This is a genomic window from Candidatus Stoquefichus sp. SB1 (genome assembly GCF_001244545.1).
Taxonomy (GTDB): Bacteria; Bacillota_I; Bacilli_A; order Erysipelotrichales; family Coprobacillaceae; genus Stoquefichus.
This window is the reverse complement of record NZ_LN852694.1, coordinates 345,366-367,528: the sequence shown is the minus strand read 5'-3', so window position 1 is coordinate 367,528 and position 22,163 is coordinate 345,366. Positions and strand designations below refer to the sequence as shown.

The window sequence follows — 22,163 nt, the reverse complement described above, 5'->3', positions numbered from 1 at the left end:
TCCTACTTTTTCGCATAATTTCCAAGCACTCTTAAAGTAATGGTATGAGTTTTCATATCCTCTAATGCCAAAATAATATTTTCATTTTCTAAATTTCCTTCAATATCCACATAGAAAAAATATTCCCATGGTGTTGCTTTTAAAGGTCTTGATTCAATTCTTAACATATTGATATGATGATCATTAATGACTTTCATCACCTGATAAAGTGATCCCACTTCATGTTTTAAAGTCAATACAATACTCACATGAGAAGCATCTTTTGATGTTTCTAAATGTTTTCCAAAAATAATGAAACGTGTTGCATTTGTCTTTAAATTTTGAATATTTTCTTGTAAGATTTCTAAGCCATAAAGTTTAGCTGCTTTATCAGAAGCAATGGCTGCTTTTGTTTTATCTTGTTCATTAGCCACATATTGGGCAGCTAAAGATGTATTTGCAAACTCTCTTTGATGAATCCAAGGGTGTTCAGATAAAAACTGACGACTCTGTAATAAGCCCTGAGGATGTGAATAAACTTCTTTTAAGTCAGCTAAAGAACTGCCTGGAATTCCTAATAAATGTTGAGATATAGAAAGACTCTGTTCACCAACAATAAAGAATCCATAATCTCTAATGGCATCATAGTTATCATTAATAGCACCAGTTGAAGAATTTTCTAAAGGCACAACACCATAATCAATTTCATCATTCTTCAATGCTTCAAAAACCTCATCAAAATGTTCATAATTTTTTCTTTTGGTTTCACTACCAAAATAAGTATCTAATGCCTCTTCAGAAAAAGCCCCAGTCACGCCTGGATAACCGACTACAATATTTTCACGACGGGCTGGTAAAAGTTCATAAACATTTTGAGGTGGAATAAATGAAGCCTGATAGGACTTTGAAATATTCATCATATCTTGAATAAATGTTTTGGCATAACCTTTCAGTTCGTCATTGCAAATGCGATTCGTATTTTTTTCAATCACTTGTAATTCTCGCTCAGATTGAAATATTTCCATATCATGTGCTAATTTATATGTAATAACATCTTTTGCAACATTCATTCTCTTTTCAAATAAAGCAATCATTTGCTGATCAATTTCATCAATTTCCTGACGACATGTTTCTAAATCTTTCATATATCTTTTATCATATCCAAAATACCTAATGCAGCCATTGATTCAACAACGACAACTGCTCTAGGTACAATACATGGATCATGCCTTCCTGTAATTTCTAATTCTGTATTTTCTTTTGTTTTGACATTAATCGTTTGCTGAACTTGAGAAATGGATGGTGTCGGCTTTATACCTACTTTAAAAATAATAGGCATACCATTACTGATTCCACCTGTGATGCCACCATTATGATTGGTCTTTGTTTTCACTTTCTCATCTGCATAGTAATAACAATCATTGGCTTCATGTCCATATAACTCTGTGATTTTTTCACCCAATCCAAAACTCACGCTTTTGACTGCTGGTATACTAAATAACAAAGGTGATAAATGTGACTCAATGGAATCAAAGAATGGATTTCCCAAACCTGCTGGAACATTTAAAATCGCACATTCAATCATCCCACCAACAGAATCCTGGTGCATTCTTGCTTCCTCAATTGTTGCCTGCATTTTTTCAAAAACATCAGGATTTAAAGTTGGATACTGTTGCTGTAACATATTTTCAATATCCTGTGAAGAAATATCAACGCCAAAAGAGTCATCATAAACATCTTTAATACTTTGAATATGGGCACCAATCACAATCCCTTTTTGTTTTAAGATTTGTTTGGCAACACTGCCTGCAAAAACAATTGGTGCTGTGATTCTGCCAGAAAAATGCCCTCCACCTCTGACATCGTTAAAACCTTTATACTTGATATAAGCAGGATAATCACTATGTCCAGGACGCATGCATTCTTGCAATAAAGAATAATCTTTAGAGTGTTGATCACTATTATAAATCATTGCACATAATGGTGCTCCTGTGGTGACATTATTCATCAATCCACTCATAATATGAACTTCATCTTTTTCTTTTCGCGGTGTTGACATGATGTTTTGTCCTGGTGCACGACGTTTCATCTGATGTTTGATATCAGCCATATCTAATGGAATACCAGCTGGTAAATTCCCCATAACAATACCAATAGCCTGTCCATGACTTTCACCAAAAATAGATAATTCAATATTAGTCCCCCACGTTGAACTCATCATATACACCTCCTAACATCGTAAAATGTTCCCAAAAACAAGGATAAGATTTTTGCACACAATCCTTATCATCAATTTCAACTTTTTCTTGACAAACAGTTGAAGCAATGGCTTCCATCATTGCCATACGATGATCATTATACGAAGACACTTGGCCCCCACGAAGTGTTTTCACCCCTTCAATAACCATTGCATCAGCTTCTTCTTTAGCCTTGCCACCTAACTGATTAATAACTTCAACAGTTGCTGATAAACGATCACATTCTTTAATACGCAAACGTCCAACATTTTCTATACGTGTTACACCTTCACTCAATGCACATGCTAAAGCAATGACAGGAATGATATCTGGACATTGTGAGCCATCAATAGTTGTGGCCTTAAGATGCCCTGGATACATGTGATATCCATCATCCTGAAGCATTAATTGACATCCCATTCGCTCTAAAATATCAATCGCCTCTTTATCTCCTTGCTGGCTTGATAAATTCAACCCTTTTAAAACAACATCATTGCCTAAAGCACCAGCCACTAAATAAAAGGCTGCTTGAGAAAAATCTGCTTCTACATCATAATCACATGGCTGATATGTTTGTCCACCCGGAATCACCAATTCCTGATAGTTATGATTTTCAATATGCACACCATATTGTTCTAACATTTGCAATGTTAAATCAATATAACCCTTAGACTCTAATGGTGAGCTAATCACAATTTTGGAATCATCATCTAGTAATGGCAATGCAAACAATAAACCACTAATAAATTGTGACGAAACATTCCCAGGTATTTCAAATTCACCAGCTTTGAGTTGTCCCTTAATATATAAATCTAAAACATCTTCCTGATATAAATAACCAATATTTTGTTCATCAAATATTTTATAATAAACATCCAATGGGCGTTTCCCCAAACGTCCCTGTCCTATAAAATGAACATTTGCTTCACAAACAATAGAAATAGGAATCATAAATCTTAAAGTCGAACCTGATTCATGACAATCAATATCACACATATTTCTTATAAAAGTAGTTGTTCCATCTATTTCTAAATAATCATCATATTGAAAAATCATTGTTCCTAATGCTTTCATTGCTGAAATGGTTGCTTCAATATCTTTAGAGTATTCAATATGACGAATGACGCTTTTCCCTCTCGCAAGTGATGCACAAATAATCGCACGATGAGCCATACTTTTTGAAGGAGGAACATCCACACTTCCTTTTAATTTTTTAGGTGTTATTGTTATTGCCATTTTAAACCTCCTCCACTTCATCGATAAAAGTTAAATCACTTGGATAAATATAGGATTGTCCTATTTCATGCAAGAGAACATAAGACAATTTTTTATTGATATTTTTTTTATCAACAGCCATAGCCTGTTTTAAATCTGCTGTTTTTAAATGAGAAACATGTGGCAATTGATAAGTCTTTAAGACATCACAGATTTGACTAGCAGTTCCTGGCTTTGTTAATCCTTTCATTTCAGCAATCTGTGTTAGTTGAACCATGCCAATACTAATAGCTTCACCATGTGAATATTTTTCATAATGGTAATATTGTTCAATCGCATGACCTAAAGTATGTCCAAAATTCAATGCCAGACGATCTCCAAAATCAAATAAATCTTTTTCAACAACATCTCTTTTTAAATCAACACAACGATAAATAATCTCATCAATATCCTGATATAATTCTTCAAATGATGAATAAGTTGCCAGTTGCTTAAATAGTTCTGCATCAAAGATACAGCCATATTTAATCACTTCACCCATGCCATCACTAATAAATCTTTTATCTAAGGTCTTTAGTGTTTTTGGATCAATCAAAACAAGACTGGGATGTTTAAAAGCACCAACTAAATTTTTACCAGCCGGTAAATCAACCGCAACCTTTCCACCAACACTCGAATCAACTTGAGCCAATAGGGAAGTAGGAATTTGGACAAACTTCACACCACGCAAGAAAGTACTTGCAACAAAGCCTGCCAAATCACCTATCACACCTCCACCTAAGGCAATGATTAAATCAGTACGTGTTAATTGAAATGAAAGCAATTCATTATAAAGTTCAGGTAAAATATCAAATCTTTTTGACTGTTCACCATGACGAACAACAATATGAGAAACTTCATATTCTTTTTTTAATTGGGTTTCTATTTTTTCTCCATAATATGAGAACACTTGATCATCAGAAATAATCATAATCTTATTGCCTTGAAAAACAGGTTTGATATAACTTAAAACCTCATCTAATAATCCTTGTTGTATATATATAGGATAACTGTCTTTTCCTAAATTCACTTTCATTTCCATAATTTCACTCCTAAACTTCTTTACCTACTATTTTACCTATTTCTTTGATTTGTTCAATCAATTGTGTATATTTTTCTGGTTTTAATGATTGAGGTCCATCACATAAGGCTGTCTCTGGACTATTATGCACTTCTATCATTAAACCATCACATCCTGCTGCCACGGCTGCCTTTGCCATTGGTTCTACTAACCACCATTTCCCTCCGGCATGTGATGGGTCTATAATGATTGGTAAATGTGTTAATTTCTTAATCACTGGGATAGCCTGTAAATCCAATGTGTTTCTTGTATATGTTTCAAATGTTCTGACACCTCTTTCACATAGGATGACATTTGGATTTCCACTTGCCATGATATATTCAGCACTCATGATCCATTCTTCAAATGTTGCACTTAGCCCTCTCTTTAACAGGATTGGTTTTGTACATCTTCTTCCAACTTCTTTTAATAAGTCAAAGTTTTGCATGTTTCTTGCACCAATTTGAACAAGGTCTACTTTTTCATTGAATTCATCTATATATTCAGCACTCATCAATTCTGAAACAATAGGAAGTCCTGTTACTTCTTTAGCAGCCACTAAAATATCTAACCCTTCTGTTCCCATTCCCTGGAAAGCATATGGTGATGTTCTTGGCTTAAATGCCCCACCTCTTAACATATTGGCTCCTGCCGCTTTAGCAGCCTTTGCAATTTCAATGACCTGTTCCTTTGATTCAACTGAACAAGGACCAGCAATCAATGCCAAATGATCTCCACCAACTTTCACACCAGCGACATCAACGATAGAATCATCTGGATGGAATGCACGGTTGGCTAATTTATAAGGCTCACTGACATGCATAACTCTTTCGACAACTGATGAAACTTCAATTTGTTTAGGATCTACTTTTGTTGTATCTCCAATCACACCACAAATTGTCACATCTTCCCCCACAACAATATGTGTTGTTAATCCTTTTGCCTCAACGACTGAAGCCACCTTTTTTACATCTTCTTCACTTGTTTTTGGTTTGAATACAATAATCATAATCTTTTTCTCCTTTTCTTTTTCCCCTACTGTATAAATAAAAAATCTCTCATCCATAAGGACGAGAGATACATCTTTCGTGTTACCACCTTAGTTTGCTTATATATCACTATATAAAGCCTTATCAAGTACGCCTAACCTTTAGGTTCATACTCTCATGCTATAACGGGCATTCCCGGACTAAGCCTACTTTGTTCAGCCGTCTACTCCAAGATGAATTCAATTAAATTCCCTCACTCTTTTTCACCAACCAAGAGTTCTCTACGCAAGTTCAATAATCTACTCTTTCTTTTCACTGTATTTATATCAGTAGTTTTGTTGTTAGTATTTTATGCGATATCTTCTCATTTGTCAATGACTTTTATCTAAAATATAAATATTTTCATTATTTTTCCATATATTCGAAAAATAAATTATGATTTCCCTGTTCTAAATATGACAAAGTATTGTTTTCTTAAATAACGGATTTTGTGTAAAAGATTCCATTTTCATTTGATAACAAACAAGTTCAAATAATCGATCATGACTAAGCAATGGATAATGATTCATGATCTTTTGAACACATTCGTCAATAGATTGAATCAGATGAATAGCTTGTCTTATTTTTTCTTGACCAACTTCCTGTGGATATACAGTATCCCATGCAGGACAATAATAGTCTATAGAAGGGATTGTAAGGAACTGATTTAATGTTTCTAAGCTTTGATAAACATTGGTATAGATAGGAATATCTCCAATCACAGCAATAGCATCACCAGTGAATAATATATGATGATTGACTAAAAACGAAAGTGAACCATGAGAATGACCAGGTGTTAACAAAATACGCATAGATAACTTTTCTTCCAATTTAATTTCCATTTCCTTTTCAATAACAAAATCAACATCAACAGAATTTTGTAAAAGGCTATAGAAATTTGGAATAGGTCTATCTTTAAATTGTTTATCAATATTCTCTATCCACTCCTTTTCAGCTTGACTTGCATAAATTGGACAGCCACTTTGCTTTTGAATCGCATAAGCACTCCCCATATGGTCAGGATGTGCATGGGTTAAAAAAATACCATGAACATCTTCTATTTGATAGCCTATTTGATGAAGATAATCTTCAATTTTCTTTTCTGAGCCATGTACACCTGTATCAATAAGATAACAATGTTCACCTGTCAAAATATAAACATAAACATATCTTTCTATTTGTGGTGTCACATGAAAATTTATTTTTATTTGATGAAGACCTTCACATATTTTCATTTTCTATTCCTCCTACAATCATCGCATGACTTTCAACATTTAATTCTCTTTTATGACTGATTTTTAAATATTCTGGTGAATGAAAACATTCATCACATAATTTACGATGAGGAAAACGAATAACAATGACTCTCTCTGGTTTCCACTCATGACTTAACGATATGACATTTTCAGTCCTCACAAGATATTCACCTTTATAACTTTCTACAATTGGTTTCACAGTTTGAATATATTCGTCATATCCTTTTCTTTTTTGCTCATCTGAGCAAAACACCTGAACAATAAAATAACAACTCATTTTTCTCTCCTTCTACACAAGTGTTCACTTGCATTTTTTACTAAAAAGAAATGACACAAAAGTGTCATACCTTTTGAATCCCCTTGACAAAAACTTTCACACTCTTTTGAATATATTCATCTGCACAAAGTGTTGTGAGATGATCTTCAAAAGATGCTTTCAAGAATACAAAACCAAAATTCATTGATAAAAAACTGATTGCTAATGCTTCCATATCTTGTTGAATGATTTGATTTAATTCCTGCATATTTTTAAAATATTGTATCAGCACATCTTTAAAAACTTGCGGAACTTGCATAATCCACTCAGCTGTATCTTGAAACAATTCTGGACTTCTGAGTCCAATAGAAACTTTAACAAATTGTGGTGTGACTTTTTCCATATAAACAGATGAAAAATGGAGAAGGTCATTGTATAAATCACCAGTGATTGGATAAAAGTCATCAGATGTAAGATGAGGATGCCAATTGGCTTGCATAGCACTTAAGACAATCTCTTTTTTACTTCCAAATTTTCTAAATAGTGTACTCTCATTCACATGGGCATACTCAGCAATTTCTTTTGTTGTCATGGACGCATATCCTTTCTCCATAACAAGTTTCATAGTTGCATCTATAATTTTTTGTTTTGTTTTATCCATAACCTCTCCTTTGCAAGTGTTTACTTGCATTTATTTTAATCTCTATTTCATTTTTTGTCAATAAAAAGTGCTCATATTCCTATCAGCACTTTTTATTCATTCACTTTATCATTTTTTAATTATTAACCATATACTTTATACACGGTTTTCTAAAACATAAAGACGATGTTCCATTGGAAAATAAACAACATAAAGAGTATCAAATCCATCATTTTTCTTGATTTCAATGAAATAATAGTCTTGAACAAATGGTGGCATAGGAACATCCGTTCCATCAGGAATCCAACAATCCCACAATTCTTGAAATTTGTCTGCTATTTCATTATTTTGTTTTTTTTGAAAAGACATCATATCTAAAATTTCATCATCCTCAAAATGAGCAATAAAATACTCTAACCCATCTGATGCAAATACGATAGGTGATTGTCGTTGATATTCTATTTCCATTTTTTCAGGTAATTGAAGGTTCCATCCATTAATTATTGATTGAGGATTAGCAGTTAATGAATCCTCATCTTTCCTTTGAGATTCCTGATATATCAAAGCAATTCCTAACAAGATTAAAACAACTAAACACCCAAGACCAATTTTCTTTTTCATATTCTTCTCCATTAATATTTTTCAGTTATATAACTTTAAACTTCTTTACCTACTATTTTACCTATTTCTTTGATTTGTTCAATCAATTGTGTATATTTTTCTGGTTTTAATGATTGGGGTCCATCACATAAGGCTGTCTCTGGACTGTTATGCACCTCTATCATTAAACCATCACATCCTGCTGCCACTGCTGCCTTTGCCATTGGTTCTACTAACCACCATTTCCCTCCGGCATGTGATGGATCAATTATGATTGGTAAATGTGTTAATTTCTTAATCACTGGAATAGCCTGTAAATCCAATGTATTTCTTGTATATGTTTCAAATGTTCTGACACCTCTTTCACATAGGATGACATTTGGATTTCCACTTGCCATGATATATTCAGCACTCATGATCCATTCTTCAAATGTTGCACTTAGCCCTCTCTTTAACAGGATTGGTTTTGTACATCTTCTTCCAACTTCTTTTAATAAGTCAAAGTTTTGCATGTTTCTTGCACCAATTTGAACAAGGTCTACTTTTTCATTGAATTCATCTATATATTCAGCACTCATCAATTCTGAAACAATAGGAAGTCCTGTTACTTCTTTAGCAGCCACTAAAATATCTAACCCTTCTGTTCCCATTCCCTGGAAAGCATATGGTGATGTTCTTGGCTTAAATGCCCCACCTCTTAACATATTGGCTCCTGCCGCTTTAGCAGCCTTTGCAATTTCAATCACCTGTTCCTTTGATTCAACTGAACAAGGACCAGCAATCAATGCCAAATGATCTCCACCAACTTTTACACCAGCGACATCAACGATTGAATCATCTGGATGGAATGCACGGTTGGCTAATTTATAAGGCTCACTGACATGCATAACTTTTTCTACAGCTTCATCAACTTCAATTTGTTTAGGATCAACTTTTGTGACATCCCCAACAAGTCCAACAATCGTTGTTTCTTCACCCTGAGACACATGCGCACTCAAGCCAAACTTTTCTACCTTTGTCACCACTCTTTTTAAATCTTCATCAGTTGCTTTTGGTTTAAATACAATAATCATTTTTATTTCCTCCTCTTATATACAAAAAATCTCTCATCCACATAAGGACGAGAGAGACCATCGCGTTACCACCTTAATTCGTTACTATCTCACAATAGCAACCTCTTCGAGTACCAACATACTCTAACACAATAACGGGTGTATCCGTGCCAACCTACTTTATTCAGCCGCCTACTCCAAGATGTATTCAATGATAACCCAATGTTCTTTTTCACCACCCAAGAACTCTCTACAATTGTTTATATCATTTACTCTTTCTTTTCTTTGTATTTATCCATATTCTATATAATATTATGAATGATGTCAAGAATTTAGAACAAAAAAGCTCATTACCGTTAAGTAACAAGCTTATCAAACTATTCATCTTTTACTTTAATAATTTCACCATTCATCACTGATTGTATATACTGTTTTGCCTGATCTATTGATGTTTGATCAGGAATTGTAATAAACATTCCATTTGGATTCACTTTAGTAACATCTCCCACAGTTGCTAAAGTCTTTGTACGTTGTGAAGGATCACCATCTAAATGATATGATTGAACATCCCATGATGACATATCATCAACTTGCATATTAATCAAAGATTTAATTTCCTGAGAAGTCATATTTGTTTCAAAACTATCTTTTAATGATTCAAAAACACCATCCATTTTAGTAATAATCGTTGCTGAAGTACACTTCTTCAAAATTGCTTTTAACATTAACATCTGATTTTTACCACGAATTGTATCACCTTCAACAAATGCCTTTCTTTCTCTTACAAAAGATAAAGCTTGTTTTGCATTAAAATGATTTTCACCAGGCTTAATTGTATATTTTCCTTTTTTTGTAACAAAGACACCATCATCTCTGCCAACTACTCTATATTTAGGCACATTAACTGTAATACCACCTAAAGCATCAACAACATTCATAAATGATGTAAAGTTAAATTTTGCATAATAGTTAAACTTAATTCCCATAAAGTTTTCTATTGTTTGGATAGTACATTGCATACCACCTTTAGCACTATGCGTCAATTTATCCTTACCACTCACACCATCCATTCCTACAATATCTACAAAGTAATCACGTGGAATACTTGTTAAAAAGACTTGTTTTGTAACAGGGTTAATTGTTGCAATCATATTCACATCAGATAATGCAAATGTCCCAATTGGTCCTTCTTTATCTGTTCCACTAATTAATATATGAAATGGTTCTTTTGTAACTTTCGCACTATTCGCTGAAACACTTGGAATCTTAATATCTATTTTTTTAATAATCTTAATTTTTTCATTAAAACCTTTTTCAATATCATCAAAAGATTCAAGATCAACCGCTTTGACAATCATTGCAGAAATTTGATTTTTTTCTAATGCACTAATAACATTTGCATATGTAGTTAATTGAGTCACATCAATATTACCAATTTCATCTTCTATGATTGTTTCACATTTATTGACATTAATAGCATCCATAGCTGTATTGCCACCAAAAGGTTTTCCTTTTAAATCCTTTAAAGATTCAAATGCTGAACTTTTCAATACAACAACATCCATCTCAACAGTTTGATCTCCACCACCTGTAATTGCAGCTAAAAGATCTGATCCTTTCATGCCTGATAATCCACCAAACACTAAAGCAACTGCTAATATAATATTAACAAGTTTTAAAAATGTAACTCTCACTGGATGTCGATCATGTTTATCTTTTTCACCAAAATATAAAGATACAACAAAAATCAATAGAACAATCATTAATGGTATGTAATATTTTAATGGTAAAATCTGTAATTCAAACATAACAAACCCAAAAAATATTGTTGCCACAAGAGATAAAATAAATAATAATCTTCTTGAAAGTATTTTTTTCATAAATGTTTTCATATTGTCCTCTTTTCTTACATAATATCAATAATACTTTTATTATACACACTCAATGCATAATTACAAATATAATTTTTCTATTTGTCATTTCATAACATTTGTTATTATATGCTAAAGTTATGTATAACTTGTGAAATTTTTGTATCCAACTTGCAAGAAAGGGAATTATTTTCAATAATTCCACCTGACTTATAGTCAGGCTCCAGATTGTTTCTTGCCATCTGGATATAACTATATCTCATTTCCTCCTGTCTATCGGATAACGCATTGTCTGTAAGTACGACGAGAATCTGTTCTATAGTTCTTTTGTTTTAACAGCCAGTCCATTTCGTTCACTATGACCATGTATTCTTTCTCTGATTCATATCATAACCATAATGATGAACTGGTTATTTTTTTATTATGCAGCTAGCTGACTGTAGTTCCTCCACCTTGTGAGTTGTGGCTCGTTGATTTGCTGATACTGTTTTAATGGCAGTCTTTCACTGTATCCCATTCCTCTTCTGGCTATCACATATGATGCTGCCTTATGTATGCTGATTCCTTTCTGTCTGGCATATTTCAACTTTCCTATGATACTTGTATACGCCGGATTCACTTCATTGATTCCTATCCTTTCTCTGTATGAGCGACTGTAAAGCTTTTCAATGATCTTTCGATATGAGAATTCACTTAGCATTCTCTGATACTGCTTATTCTGATTGTACAGTTCAAAGTCCTTTTTCTTCTTTTCAAAGTTAAGTTCCTCTATGATCAGTGGCTTACCAACTTCTCTGCAGTACCCGATAATCTGTTTCACTGTGTTTTCTATGATCCATTTTCTTTGACTTGATGTCTTACTGCTGAGATCAAATAGAATATCACGGCAGTATATCAGATTCCCGTGTCTGTCTATCTCGCTTAATGATATCCTGTCATTATTGATATCTATTCCAACTGTTCCTTCTGTGATTTCAAACAGGCATTCCTCATACTTCACATCAAGTTCTATTGCTGCACTGATAATGAAGTAATCACCTTTATCCATGAGTGTATAGCACACTGCCTTTCCCTTTGTGGCATGCTTCAGATTCAGTACTCTTATCAGTTCTTCCCTGCGATAGGGAAAATCAAGTGAAAACGTATGCTTTCTCTGATGGGTATCGATATATGTCATTGTCTTCTTTTCATGATCATACTTGAACAGATTGTTGCAGTATCTGCCCTGACTTCTTCCGGTTATCTTCATATACCTGTTTTTATGAAAACGAATCTGCTTCATCCTCTTTTCAAGCTTTTCTATCTTATGCTCCATTCTTGTCTTTCGGTACTTGAGCATCCTGATGCGATGACGTGTTGCTTTCATCAGCTTATTGAGATGCTGAACTTCAAATATATAGAGAAGCATATACTGATTTCTATAGTAGCAGTGAAGAGGATCACGACTGCACCACTTCATATCCCTGCATCTGTAGACAGGCGGAAGTACTTCACCATGTGCAATCGCTTTAGAAAGCGCTATAAGAGTAGACTTGGTCATTCTATACTGTTTAAGAAACTTTGTTTCCTGATCTATCTTCTTTTCAGTCTTTCTTAGTTTCTTCTTTTTCATTGATATCGACTTATGATGCCATGTTTTCTGTGACTTCAGTATTCCTTTAGCCTCACTGATAGCACTTAAAGGGAAGTAGTCATTGGTATGATAGATATCCTTCAGATATCTGGAGTTGATGCTATTGTTATTATAGAGTTCTCTATATGACTTATGAAGCATGGACTGATAGAGTGATATATCATTTTGAATAGCGAATGCAGTATCATAGGATAATTCATGATAATAGACTCTGGTAGATGAAATCGTTATCTTAGGCATAGTTATCTCCTTTCATGAAAGAAAAGAGGACAAAACAAAGATACATCAGACATGTATATTCATTTTATCCTCGAAGACTTCCGTACTCATATTATAGCACAGAGCAACTTATCATTCAATGCTTTCAGCAAATATATTGACTGACGCATCCAAATTCTTAATAGATTATGGAAAGTAAATAATAAAGAATGCAACGATATTTCGATGTATAGTTCAATTACTTTCCATAATATTTTACTTTCTATAAATTAGATAAAAAAAAGAAGCCGAAGCTTCTCAATCTTATTTTGGTAAGAATACTAAGAAAACAACAAAACATAAAACCAATACCCAAACAATTGGTTTGACCTCTTTAGCCTTACCAACACCAACCATAGTTAAAGCATATGTAATAAATCCAATCGCAATCCCATCAGAAATAGAATATGCTAAAATCATAAAGATAACTGTCATGAATCCACTTGCCGCATAAACAATATTATCCCAATCAATTCCTTTTAATTGTTGAGCCATTAAAATCCCTACAACAACTAATGCTGGAGCAGTCACTGCACTTGTTACACATGATAAGAGTGGTGAGAAGAATACTGATAAAAGAAATAAAATTCCTGTTGTGATAGCTGTTAAACCTGTTCTTCCACCCACTTCAACACCTGATGTTGATTCAACAAAAGATGTCACAGTAGAAGTCCCCATTGTTGCTCCAAAAACAGTTCCAATTGAATCAGCTAATAAAGCTTTATCAACATTTTCCAATTCACCATTTTCATCAATTAAATTTGCACGATTAGTAACAGCTACTAAAGTTCCAGCAGTATCAAAGAAATCGACAAATAATAATGAGAAAATCGCAACTAGACAGCTTGGATGAGCCAATAATTCTTCCATTCCAGAAGCAAAAGCTCCAATTAAACTAAAATCAAAATCAACAGACACAATACCGCTTGGTAATTGTGGCATTCCTTTAATTCCACATAATCCAGCCACAACACCAGCAACTGCAGTGATCAATAAACCATAGAAAACTGCTGCAGGTACTTTTTTAGCTAATAAAACAATTGTAATTAGAATCCCAAAGACTGCCAAAATAACAGCTGGATCTTTTAAATTTCCTAATGCAACTGCTGTTGCTTCACTAGCAACAATAATACCAGCATTCTTTAATCCAATAAAAGCAATAAAGAATCCAATCCCAGCACCAATCGCCAATTTTAATTGAGCAGGAATTGCATTAATAATCATTTTTCTAAGTCCAGTAATTGAAATGATTAAGAAAATAATACCAGATACAAAGACACATGCCAATGCTCCCTGATAACTTAATCCCATACTAAAACAAATAGTATATGTAAATAAAGCATTGACTCCCATTCCAGCTGATAATGCAACAGGATAGTTAGCTAACAATCCCATAACGATTGTTGCGACAGCACTACTGATTGCTGTTGCTAAGAATACACCCTGTACGCTCATTCCTGTTTCACCTAACATTTGTGGATTAACAGCTAAGATATAAGCCATTGCTAAGAAAGTTGTCACACCTGCAAGAATTTCTGTCTTAACAGTTGTTCCTTTTTCTTTTAACTTAAAGATTTTTTCTAACATAAATAGCCTCCCTCTTTTTTAAAAAACATTGAAATTGTACATTGTTTTTTTCTATTTGACAAGAAAAAACGGATATTCAACGGACATTTTTGATAAAAAAGAAAAAATCTTAGAATTCCTAAGATTTTAATCATCATATTTTTTATATTCAACTTCCTGTTTATCAAAATCAATAAAAATTTGATAAGCCTTATTTTTTTCATCTGTATCCCAAATTTCAACAAACGAAGGTTTCACTTCAACTAAAATTTCAGTATCTTCATGACTATAAGCATTATAACTGCCCCATAAATACTTTTGATAGAGTTTTTCAAATTGACGACCAGGTTCTTCTGTAACCAAACCTTTTATCGTTGCTATACCTTCTACCTGAATACCACTAAAACATAAAGCCACACGTGGATTTTCATATAACTGTTTTGTTTTTCTAAAATTCTTGTCAGTCTTAAAATAAATAGCATCATCATAAATTAAACAACTTACATTTCTAACCATAACATGATCATCAACGCCTGATGCTAAAGCCATAATTTTTGAGGGTGCTAATTTTTCAAATAAAAATGTGACTGCTTCTTTAAATTCCATATTCGTTTCCTCCTTATATTAAGCCTTGAATAGCTAACACAACACAAATAATTGAAATTGTAATAAATAAACCAATAATAATTAATCCAGAACCTTTAGAATGTTGCCCTTGCCCTTCAACCAAATGGGTTTTTCTCAGAATCGTCACAACACTCTTATATAACAATAAAGTTATCCCAGCATTTAAACTAGCTTTTAAAATATTAAATAAGACAATTCCAGGTAACCACATTGTCACAACAGCTTCACGTGGCATATTGTAATAAATTGGCGTAATAATATAATTCCAAATTGTCATACAAATTGTCATGACAACAATCCCACTGACAAGTCCAATAATCGCCCCTTTTTTACTGCGATTCTTTTTATAGATGGCAGCGGCTACACATGCAAATGCACAAGTTGAAATAATATTCATCATAACATCAATAATTGTACCACCTTTAAAAATAATTTCTAATACAGCACAAATCGCACTTACCAAAAAAGCAGCAAAAGGACCATAAATAAATCCCCCAATGACAATCACAATATCTTTTGGATCATAGGTGAGCCAGGGAACGGCTGGAACAAGTGGGAAAAAAGCTAATAAGCTCAAAATAATTGCCAAAGCTGATAAGATTCCCAAAGTTGTCATTTCTTTTACATTCATGTTTTTCATAATCTGTCTCCTTCTTTCTTAAAACAAAAATAACCTATACAAAAAATGTCTAGGTGTGCACAGAAAATGTCTTTTCTCATCCGGACTATACCGTCGGTTCTGGAATCACACCAGATCAACCACAAAAGTGGGTCATGGACTTTACCATCGGTAGGGACTTACACCCTGCCACAAAGACTCTATTCAATTTTGAAAGATGGGTCAATGATTCACATCATCTGCATTATTATCATATACCTTTTTTATTGTTTTGTAAATTGATATAATAGAAATAATAGAAAAAAGAAAGGTTGATTAATTTGAAACAATATCATAATATTCCACCTGTTTATAACCGTGATTCACAAATTCTAATTTTAGGTTCTTTTCCTTCTGTCAAATCAAGAGAAGGTGCGTTTTTTTATCATCATCCACAAAATCGTTTTTGGAAAGTTTTATCAGCTCTTTTCCATGAGCCACCTTTAATCACTATTGATGAAAAGAAACAATTTTTATTGAAACACCATATTGCCTTGTGGGATGTTATTGAAAGTTGTGAAATTAAAGGCTCAAGTGATAGTTCTATTGATAATGTTGTTATTAATGATCTTCAAAAAGTTCTTGAATCATCATCTATTCAATATATTTATACAAATGGCAAGAAAGCACATAGCTTATATCAAAAATATTGTTTATCAATGACTCATATTGAAGATATATGTTTGCCTTCATCGTCACCAGCCAATGCCACATATACATTAGAAAAACTGATTGATTCTTGGCAAATCATTTTACAAAATTCTACACATATCGATTTATCTTGAGTTCATATTCACATGTTAGTATGCCGAGGGAGGTTTTGTTATGAAATCATCAATTAAGGAAAAAAAGCCTTATTACTTAATTATTGCTAGAAAAGTTATTTTCTGGTTAGTGACTATTATGTTAGGAATAGCAGTTCTATTATTATTTACACGTAAAGATGCAAATAAAGGAAGAATTATCTTTACAATGGTACAATTAATAGGTATGTTGTTTGTCTTACGAATTCCACAATTTATTAAAAATAAATATCATTTTCAAATTCCAAATATGTTAGACTTTATTCTTATTGCATTTGCTTTTAGTGGATTAATATTAGGAGATGTTTTTAATTTTTATGGAAGATTTCCTTATTGGGATTCTATTTTGCATACATTCTCTGGAATTGTCATTGCCTATGTAGGATTTATTGTCATTGAATTTTTAGATAAAGAATATACAATTCCATTATCTGTATCACCATTATTTATGAGTCTTATTGTTGTAAGTGTGGCTTTAGCCATTGGTGCTGTGTGGGAAATTGGTGAATATACTGTTGATGATATATTTCATACCAATAATCAGCAATATATGAAATCGACACGTGCAACCTTATATGATGAGGAAGATATTCCTTTAGAGGGACATGAAGCTTTAAATGATACAATGAAGGATCTTATGCTTGATTTGGCTGGAGCAATTGTTGTTGCATCTATTGAATATAAAAAAATTGAAAGTAAACAAAAGAAGGCACTGCTTAAAAAGTAGTGTCTTCATCATTTCTAGGCATTGGTCCTCCAGGTGGAAATGGCGGTCTTGGCCCTGGTCCTGGCATTGGTGGTCCAGGTGGAAACGGTGGTCTTGGTCCTGGTCCTGGCATTGGTGGTCCAGGTGGAAACGGTGGTCTTGGTCCTGGCCCTGGCATTGGTGGTCCAGGTGGAAACGGCGGTCTTGGTCCTGGTCCTGGCATTGGTGGTCCAGGTGGAAATGGTGGCCTTGGTCCTGGTCCTGGCATTGGTGGCCTTGGTGGAAATATAAGCCACCAAAACCATGGTGGTATAAAAAAGCCTTGTCTTTCCATATATGGATCACTTATTTCATAATCATATTGATATTCATCCATGAATTTCACCTCAAGATATATTATGTTATAAATAAAAGACTGCCTAGGCAGTCTTAATAATTTCAATCATTTCTTCTATATTCTTTTTCCCAAATACAACTTTTTTCTCATCAATAACCATACACGGTACACTCATAATATGATATTGTTCTTTAAATTCTGGATGATGTGATAAATCATAGATTGATGTATGAATATTCTTATTTTCCAGTGAGATGCGTTGTGCTGATTGCACAACTTCTGGACACATAGTACATGATAAGGATACAAAAATCTGTAGTTGATGTGATGATAAATCTTGAATCTGCCCAAGAATATCTTCTTTTAAAGGTTGACCATCACTAGCTGCATTATATACAGCTAAAACAAATGAATTGAATTCATGACCACCAGGAACCAAGTGATAACAAACACCTACTGGTTTTTTGTTTTCATCACATATTTGGATAAATGGGGATTGTTGTGTATCTTGTAAATCCATATGAATATGTGGACTTAATGATGAAAACTCTTCTATAAAATTTTTGAGTTCTAATGAAAAATCATCTTGATTAAGGATTCCAACTAGATAAATATCTTTTGTGAGTTTATCTAATATAGGTTTGAGTTGACTACGAATATCAGCACTAATAAATTGTTGATCATTTTGAGAAACTTCAACTTTTGCCTGTTTATGATTCTGATAAGCTTTTGTTTCTATATGATATGCTGATTTTACTTGTGGGATATACTTTTCTAATGATGTTGCTGCAATAGCACCATCACTAACAGCTGTTACAACTTGGCGTAATTCTTTTTCACAAATATCTCCAGCACCATAAACACCATCTCTATTGGTTTTTTGATGACGATCAGTTAACAGATAACCTTGACTATTTAAATCTAATTGATCTTTAAATAATTGATTTGCTGGGACATAACCAGCAAATACGAAAATTCCAAATTGCTGATTTGCTTTGACATCATAGCGCCATGTTGTTTTATCTTTATTGTTTCTAAAAACAGCATATTCTAATTGTTCATGTCCACCCGCTTCAATAATTTCTGTTTCAAAAACAATATCTATTTGTGGATGCGCACGAACTTCATCAGCAATTGTTTTTGCACATGTAAAATCTTCCTCACGAACAATCATTGTGACTTTTGTAGCATATTGTGTTAAGAAAATGGCTTCTTCACATGCAGCAAAGCCACCACCAATGACAAACAACTCACAGCCATCAAAAAACTCACCATCACATGTTGCACAATAAGCAATGCCATGTCCTTGAAATTCTTTTTCACCAGGAAATCCTAATCGACGTGGATGAGCACCTGTAGCTAGCACAACACCAATAGCCTGTAATTGTCCTTGATTGGTTGTGATTGTCTTGATATGACCTTGTAAATCCATTGCTTCAACTTCTGCAATTTGAAATGAGGCCCCAAAATTTTCTGCCTGTTTACGCATATTGGTTGTTAAACTATGGCCAGAGGCTTCTAAAACCCCTGGATAATTCACAACTTCTGATGTAATTGTAATTTGTCCACCTATTTGTTCTTTTTCCAGGACAAGAACACTATATTTTGCTCTTGCAAGATAAATAGCGGCAGAGAGTCCCGCAGGACCTCCACCGACTATAATAGCATCATAAATTTGACTCATTAAATCATTCCTACTAAATCTAAAGATGGTTTTAATGTTTCTTCTCCTGGTTTCCATTTTGCTGGACAAACTTCATCACCATGCTCATATACAAATTGTGATGCTTGCACACGTCTTAATAATTCATCAGCATTACGACCAACATTTCCTGCAATCACTTCATAAGCCACAATATTTCCTTCTGGATTCACAATAAATGTTCCTCTTTCAGCAAGACCATCAGCTTCAATATAAACCTCAAAATCTTTTGCTAAAGTTGCAGTTGGATCTGCTAACATTGGATATTGTATTTTTTGAATTGTTTTTGATGCATCATGCCATGCTTTATGCACGAAATGTGTATCACATGATACTGAATAAATTTCACAATTTATATTTTTAAATTCTTCATACTTATTTGCTAAATCCTCTAATTCAGTTGGACAAACAAATGTAAAATCTGCTGGATAAAAGAAGAATACACTCCATTTTCCTAAAACATCTTCTTTACTAACTTCTTTAAATTCTCCACCTACATAAGACTGTACTTTAAATTCATTGATTTCTTTTCCGATTAATGACATAATATTCTACCTCCATATATATTTTTTACTTATCTCATTATTTTATACACATAATTATGTGTTTTAAGTTAGCTTTTGCTAACTGTATGTAGTTTATCATGTCAAAATAAAAAGTGCAAATCATATGCACTTCATTTTTTTATTTTTTTTCTAATGTAAATCCTTTACCCCCAACTTCATCAACATGTGAAACAATCATAAAAGCAAGAGGATCAATCGTATTAATTTTTTCTTTAATAGCAGGTAATTTACGATATGGCAATACTGATAAAACAAGTTTAGAATTTTCACTCGTATATCCTTTTTCACTTGCTAATAAAGTGACACCTGCATCATGATCATGTAAAATCATATTTTTAATATCTTCATAATGATCACTCATCACAACCAACTGCATTAAGCTTGTTCCAGAAGTTAATGTCTTATTAAGCATAATAGATGTTAACATAACTGTCACAATACCATAAATAACATGTGTTGAATCATTAAATGAAATTTGTAAAACCAGAACAGATAAATCAATACAATTTAAAACAATATGTACTGGTAATCCAAATTTTTTATTTAATAAAATAGCTAAAATATCAACCCCACCAGTTGATGCATTCGCTTTTAAAATCAAACCAATACCAACCCCAATTAATACTCCTGCAATAATGCATGCTAAGAAAGGATCATTTAAATAATGGTGAAAAAAACTTTGAGTTTCAAAAAATTCTAATACCAGAGGAAATAAAAATGTTGAAATCAATGTTGTCATCGCAAAGACTTTTCCTAAGCATATTAAACCTATTAGAAACAAAACTACATTAATTATTCCAACACACATAGAAATAGAGAATCCCAAATAATGATTCAATACAATTCCTATACCAGATACCCCACCTGCAATAATATTATTTTCCAATAATAGTGTACTTAAAGCAAAAGCAATCAAAATATTTCCTACAACAATATAAACAGCATTTAATAATTTTTGTTTCATAATCCTCACCTCGTTGCAAACTTTATCATATCTTCTTCTCAAGAATTGTAACCTATGTTACAATTAAACAAGAAAGTGGTGAATTTATGAAAATAAAACAAGAATTATTTCATTTTTTTGAATCAGCTGGCATCAAAGTTCAATATCATTCTCAAGATATCATTTATATGCAAGAAGATGATGCCAATAATCTTTATTTAATTACCAAAGGAAGAGTCAGGGTTTATGTCATCAGTGCAAATGGAGATGAAACAACTTTAGAGATTTTAGGAAAAGGAAGAATCTTTGGTGAATCATCTTTTTTACAAAATTCTTCACGCCCTACAACAGTGACTGCCATTACAGAAGTTGAATTGATTTCATGCCATCTTGATGATTTATATCCCTATCTTAATGAATCTAAAGAGTTAACTGTCTCTTTATTGCAGATGATGTCTCAGACCTGTGACTATTTATCATCACTCATCAAAAAAGCATATACCTATAATCGTTATGAAAAAGTTGCTTCATTCTTACTTGAACAAATTAATTCAAATCCTCTAGATAAAGATATATTTAATAATACATTAACATATACACATGAAGAAATCGCCTCTCTTGTTGGACTCTCTAGAGTGACAACAACCAAAGTCCTTAATGAATTCGCACATAAAAAATATATTATCAATGAATATAAAAAAATAATCGTTCTTAATGAAAAAGCATTATCTCTTCTATTACAGAAAAAATAATGCTTATTTTTTAAAATGATTCAAAATCGCTTGTTTGACTTCTTCTCCACTTGTAAAAGTATCATGATTGCCAAATAAATAATGATATAATTCATTCCATTGCTTTGTAGAATAATCATCTACAGATATGTTGCTAATGACCTTTGTTATTTCATCATATTGCTGAAAATCTACGATAGCACGTAAATCAGATATATATTGACAGTTATCTAATTGATCAATTATATCTTCAAATATATCATTATTTAACATCATATCTGTTTCTCCTTTACCATTTGAAGTTCGCTAAAGTAAACATTAAAAAACTTGTGTTTATATGGAAAAAAGTGTAAAATACACATGTAGATATATTAAAAATGAGTTTATTAAGCCAGTTTTC

23 protein-coding genes, 1 riboswitch and 2 other annotated features are annotated in these 22,163 nt (G+C 32.9%); of the genes, 3 read left to right on the top strand and 20 right to left on the bottom strand.

What is annotated here, in order from left to right; genetic code table 11:
* Positions 1-2: 2 nt before the first annotated feature.
* From pheA to BN1865_RS05530, 15 genes are all read right to left on the bottom strand, one after another.
* On the bottom strand, positions 3-1,124 hold the full coding sequence (gene pheA / locus BN1865_RS05600) for a prephenate dehydratase (RefSeq protein WP_050636272.1): 1,122 nt from the start codon (positions 1,122-1,124) through the stop codon (positions 3-5).
* The gene (aroC, locus tag BN1865_RS05595; RefSeq protein ID WP_050636271.1) at positions 1,121-2,197 is read right to left on the bottom strand and encodes a chorismate synthase; all 1,077 of its coding nucleotides are present in this window, start codon (positions 2,195-2,197) and stop codon (positions 1,121-1,123) included. The genes pheA and aroC overlap by 4 nt, the downstream gene beginning before the upstream one ends.
* A complete protein-coding gene (gene aroA, locus BN1865_RS05590) occupies positions 2,175-3,452 on the bottom strand; it encodes a 3-phosphoshikimate 1-carboxyvinyltransferase (RefSeq protein ID WP_050636270.1) in 1,278 nt (425 codons plus the stop codon). The genes aroC and aroA overlap by 23 nt, the downstream gene beginning before the upstream one ends.
* Position 3,453: 1 nt before the next feature.
* The gene (aroB, locus tag BN1865_RS05585) at positions 3,454-4,512 is read right to left on the bottom strand and encodes a 3-dehydroquinate synthase (protein ID WP_050636269.1); all 1,059 of its coding nucleotides are present in this window, start codon (positions 4,510-4,512) and stop codon (positions 3,454-3,456) included.
* A gap of 10 nt (positions 4,513-4,522) precedes the next feature.
* Positions 4,523-5,539 carry a 3-deoxy-7-phosphoheptulonate synthase gene (gene aroF / locus BN1865_RS05580; RefSeq protein ID WP_050636755.1) on the bottom strand — a complete coding sequence of 339 codons (1,017 nt, stop codon included), beginning with the start codon at positions 5,537-5,539 and terminating at the stop codon, positions 4,523-4,525.
* A gap of 54 nt (positions 5,540-5,593) precedes the next feature.
* Positions 5,594-5,844: a binding site (T-box leader), on the bottom strand.
* 124 nt (positions 5,845-5,968) lie between these two features.
* Entirely contained in the window at positions 5,969-6,793 is an 825-nt protein-coding gene (locus BN1865_RS05575; RefSeq protein ID WP_050636268.1) for an MBL fold metallo-hydrolase, read from the bottom strand.
* Positions 6,780-7,091 carry a DUF1330 domain-containing protein gene (locus BN1865_RS05570; RefSeq protein WP_050636267.1) on the bottom strand — a complete coding sequence of 104 codons (312 nt, stop codon included), beginning with the start codon at positions 7,089-7,091 and terminating at the stop codon, positions 6,780-6,782. The genes BN1865_RS05575 and BN1865_RS05570 overlap by 14 nt, the downstream gene beginning before the upstream one ends.
* 64 nt (positions 7,092-7,155) lie before the next feature.
* Positions 7,156-7,731, bottom strand: coding sequence for a TetR/AcrR family transcriptional regulator (locus tag BN1865_RS05565; protein ID WP_050636266.1), 576 nt, complete (start codon positions 7,729-7,731; stop codon positions 7,156-7,158).
* A 135-nt stretch (positions 7,732-7,866) separates the two neighbouring features.
* Positions 7,867-8,331, bottom strand: a complete 465-nt coding sequence (locus BN1865_RS05560; RefSeq protein ID WP_050636265.1) for a hypothetical protein — start codon at positions 8,329-8,331, stop codon at positions 7,867-7,869.
* A gap of 35 nt (positions 8,332-8,366) precedes the next feature.
* Complete coding sequence (gene aroF / locus BN1865_RS05555) at positions 8,367-9,383, bottom strand: 3-deoxy-7-phosphoheptulonate synthase (protein ID WP_050636264.1); 1,017 nt, start codon at positions 9,381-9,383, stop codon at positions 8,367-8,369.
* Between the two features lie 40 nt (positions 9,384-9,423).
* Positions 9,424-9,657, bottom strand: a binding site (T-box leader).
* A gap of 82 nt (positions 9,658-9,739) precedes the next feature.
* On the bottom strand, positions 9,740-11,254 hold the full coding sequence (locus tag BN1865_RS05550; protein WP_232780336.1) for an LCP family protein: 1,515 nt from the start codon (positions 11,252-11,254) through the stop codon (positions 9,740-9,742).
* A 400-nt stretch (positions 11,255-11,654) separates the two neighbouring features.
* Positions 11,655-13,106 carry an IS200/IS605 family accessory protein TnpB-related protein gene (locus BN1865_RS05545; protein ID WP_050636263.1) on the bottom strand — a complete coding sequence of 484 codons (1,452 nt, stop codon included), beginning with the start codon at positions 13,104-13,106 and terminating at the stop codon, positions 11,655-11,657.
* Between the two features lie 282 nt (positions 13,107-13,388).
* On the bottom strand, positions 13,389-14,711 hold the full coding sequence (locus tag BN1865_RS05540) for an NCS2 family permease (RefSeq protein ID WP_050636262.1): 1,323 nt from the start codon (positions 14,709-14,711) through the stop codon (positions 13,389-13,391).
* A 126-nt stretch (positions 14,712-14,837) separates the two neighbouring features.
* Positions 14,838-15,296, bottom strand: a complete 459-nt coding sequence (locus tag BN1865_RS05535; protein WP_050636261.1) for a pyridoxamine 5'-phosphate oxidase family protein — start codon at positions 15,294-15,296, stop codon at positions 14,838-14,840.
* 13 nt (positions 15,297-15,309) lie between these two features.
* Positions 15,310-15,957 carry an ECF transporter S component gene (locus BN1865_RS05530; protein ID WP_050636260.1) on the bottom strand — a complete coding sequence of 216 codons (648 nt, stop codon included), beginning with the start codon at positions 15,955-15,957 and terminating at the stop codon, positions 15,310-15,312.
* 64 nt (positions 15,958-16,021) lie between these two features.
* Positions 16,022-16,139, bottom strand: a riboswitch (FMN riboswitch).
* Between the two features lie 117 nt (positions 16,140-16,256).
* Here BN1865_RS05530 and BN1865_RS05525 point away from each other — a divergent pair.
* Both BN1865_RS05525 and BN1865_RS05520 read left to right on the top strand, forming a co-directional pair.
* Positions 16,257-16,760 (top strand): DNA-deoxyinosine glycosylase, encoded by a 504-nt coding sequence (locus BN1865_RS05525; RefSeq protein WP_050636259.1) that lies wholly within the window; start codon positions 16,257-16,259, stop codon positions 16,758-16,760.
* Positions 16,761-16,800: 40 nt separating this feature from the next.
* Positions 16,801-17,505: a hypothetical protein gene (locus tag BN1865_RS05520; RefSeq protein ID WP_050636258.1), complete on the top strand. Its 705-nt coding sequence runs from the start codon at positions 16,801-16,803 to the stop codon at positions 17,503-17,505.
* Here BN1865_RS05520 and BN1865_RS05515 read toward each other — a convergent pair.
* The 4 genes from BN1865_RS05515 to BN1865_RS05500 all read right to left on the bottom strand — a co-directional run bounded on the left by BN1865_RS05515 (position 17,495) and on the right by BN1865_RS05500 (position 21,053).
* Entirely contained in the window at positions 17,495-17,860 is a 366-nt protein-coding gene (locus BN1865_RS05515) for a hypothetical protein (RefSeq protein ID WP_050636257.1), read from the bottom strand. The genes BN1865_RS05520 and BN1865_RS05515 overlap by 11 nt on opposite strands.
* A gap of 43 nt (positions 17,861-17,903) precedes the next feature.
* The gene (locus tag BN1865_RS05510) at positions 17,904-19,505 is read right to left on the bottom strand and encodes an FAD-dependent oxidoreductase (protein ID WP_050636256.1); all 1,602 of its coding nucleotides are present in this window, start codon (positions 19,503-19,505) and stop codon (positions 17,904-17,906) included.
* Positions 19,505-20,068, bottom strand: a complete 564-nt coding sequence (gene ahpC, locus BN1865_RS05505) for an alkyl hydroperoxide reductase subunit C (RefSeq protein WP_050636255.1) — start codon at positions 20,066-20,068, stop codon at positions 19,505-19,507. Before ahpC ends, BN1865_RS05510 begins: the two co-directional genes overlap by 1 nt.
* A 139-nt stretch (positions 20,069-20,207) precedes the next feature.
* On the bottom strand, positions 20,208-21,053 hold the full coding sequence (locus BN1865_RS05500; protein ID WP_050636254.1) for a YitT family protein: 846 nt from the start codon (positions 21,051-21,053) through the stop codon (positions 20,208-20,210).
* An 86-nt stretch (positions 21,054-21,139) separates the two neighbouring features.
* Between BN1865_RS05500 and BN1865_RS05495 the strand changes: the two genes are divergently transcribed.
* Entirely contained in the window at positions 21,140-21,784 is a 645-nt protein-coding gene (locus BN1865_RS05495; protein WP_050636253.1) for a Crp/Fnr family transcriptional regulator, read from the top strand.
* A gap of 3 nt (positions 21,785-21,787) precedes the next feature.
* Here BN1865_RS05495 and BN1865_RS05490 read toward each other — a convergent pair whose 3' ends face one another.
* Complete coding sequence (locus BN1865_RS05490; protein WP_050636252.1) at positions 21,788-22,039, bottom strand: hypothetical protein; 252 nt, start codon at positions 22,037-22,039, stop codon at positions 21,788-21,790.
* Positions 22,040-22,163 lie beyond the last annotated feature (124 nt).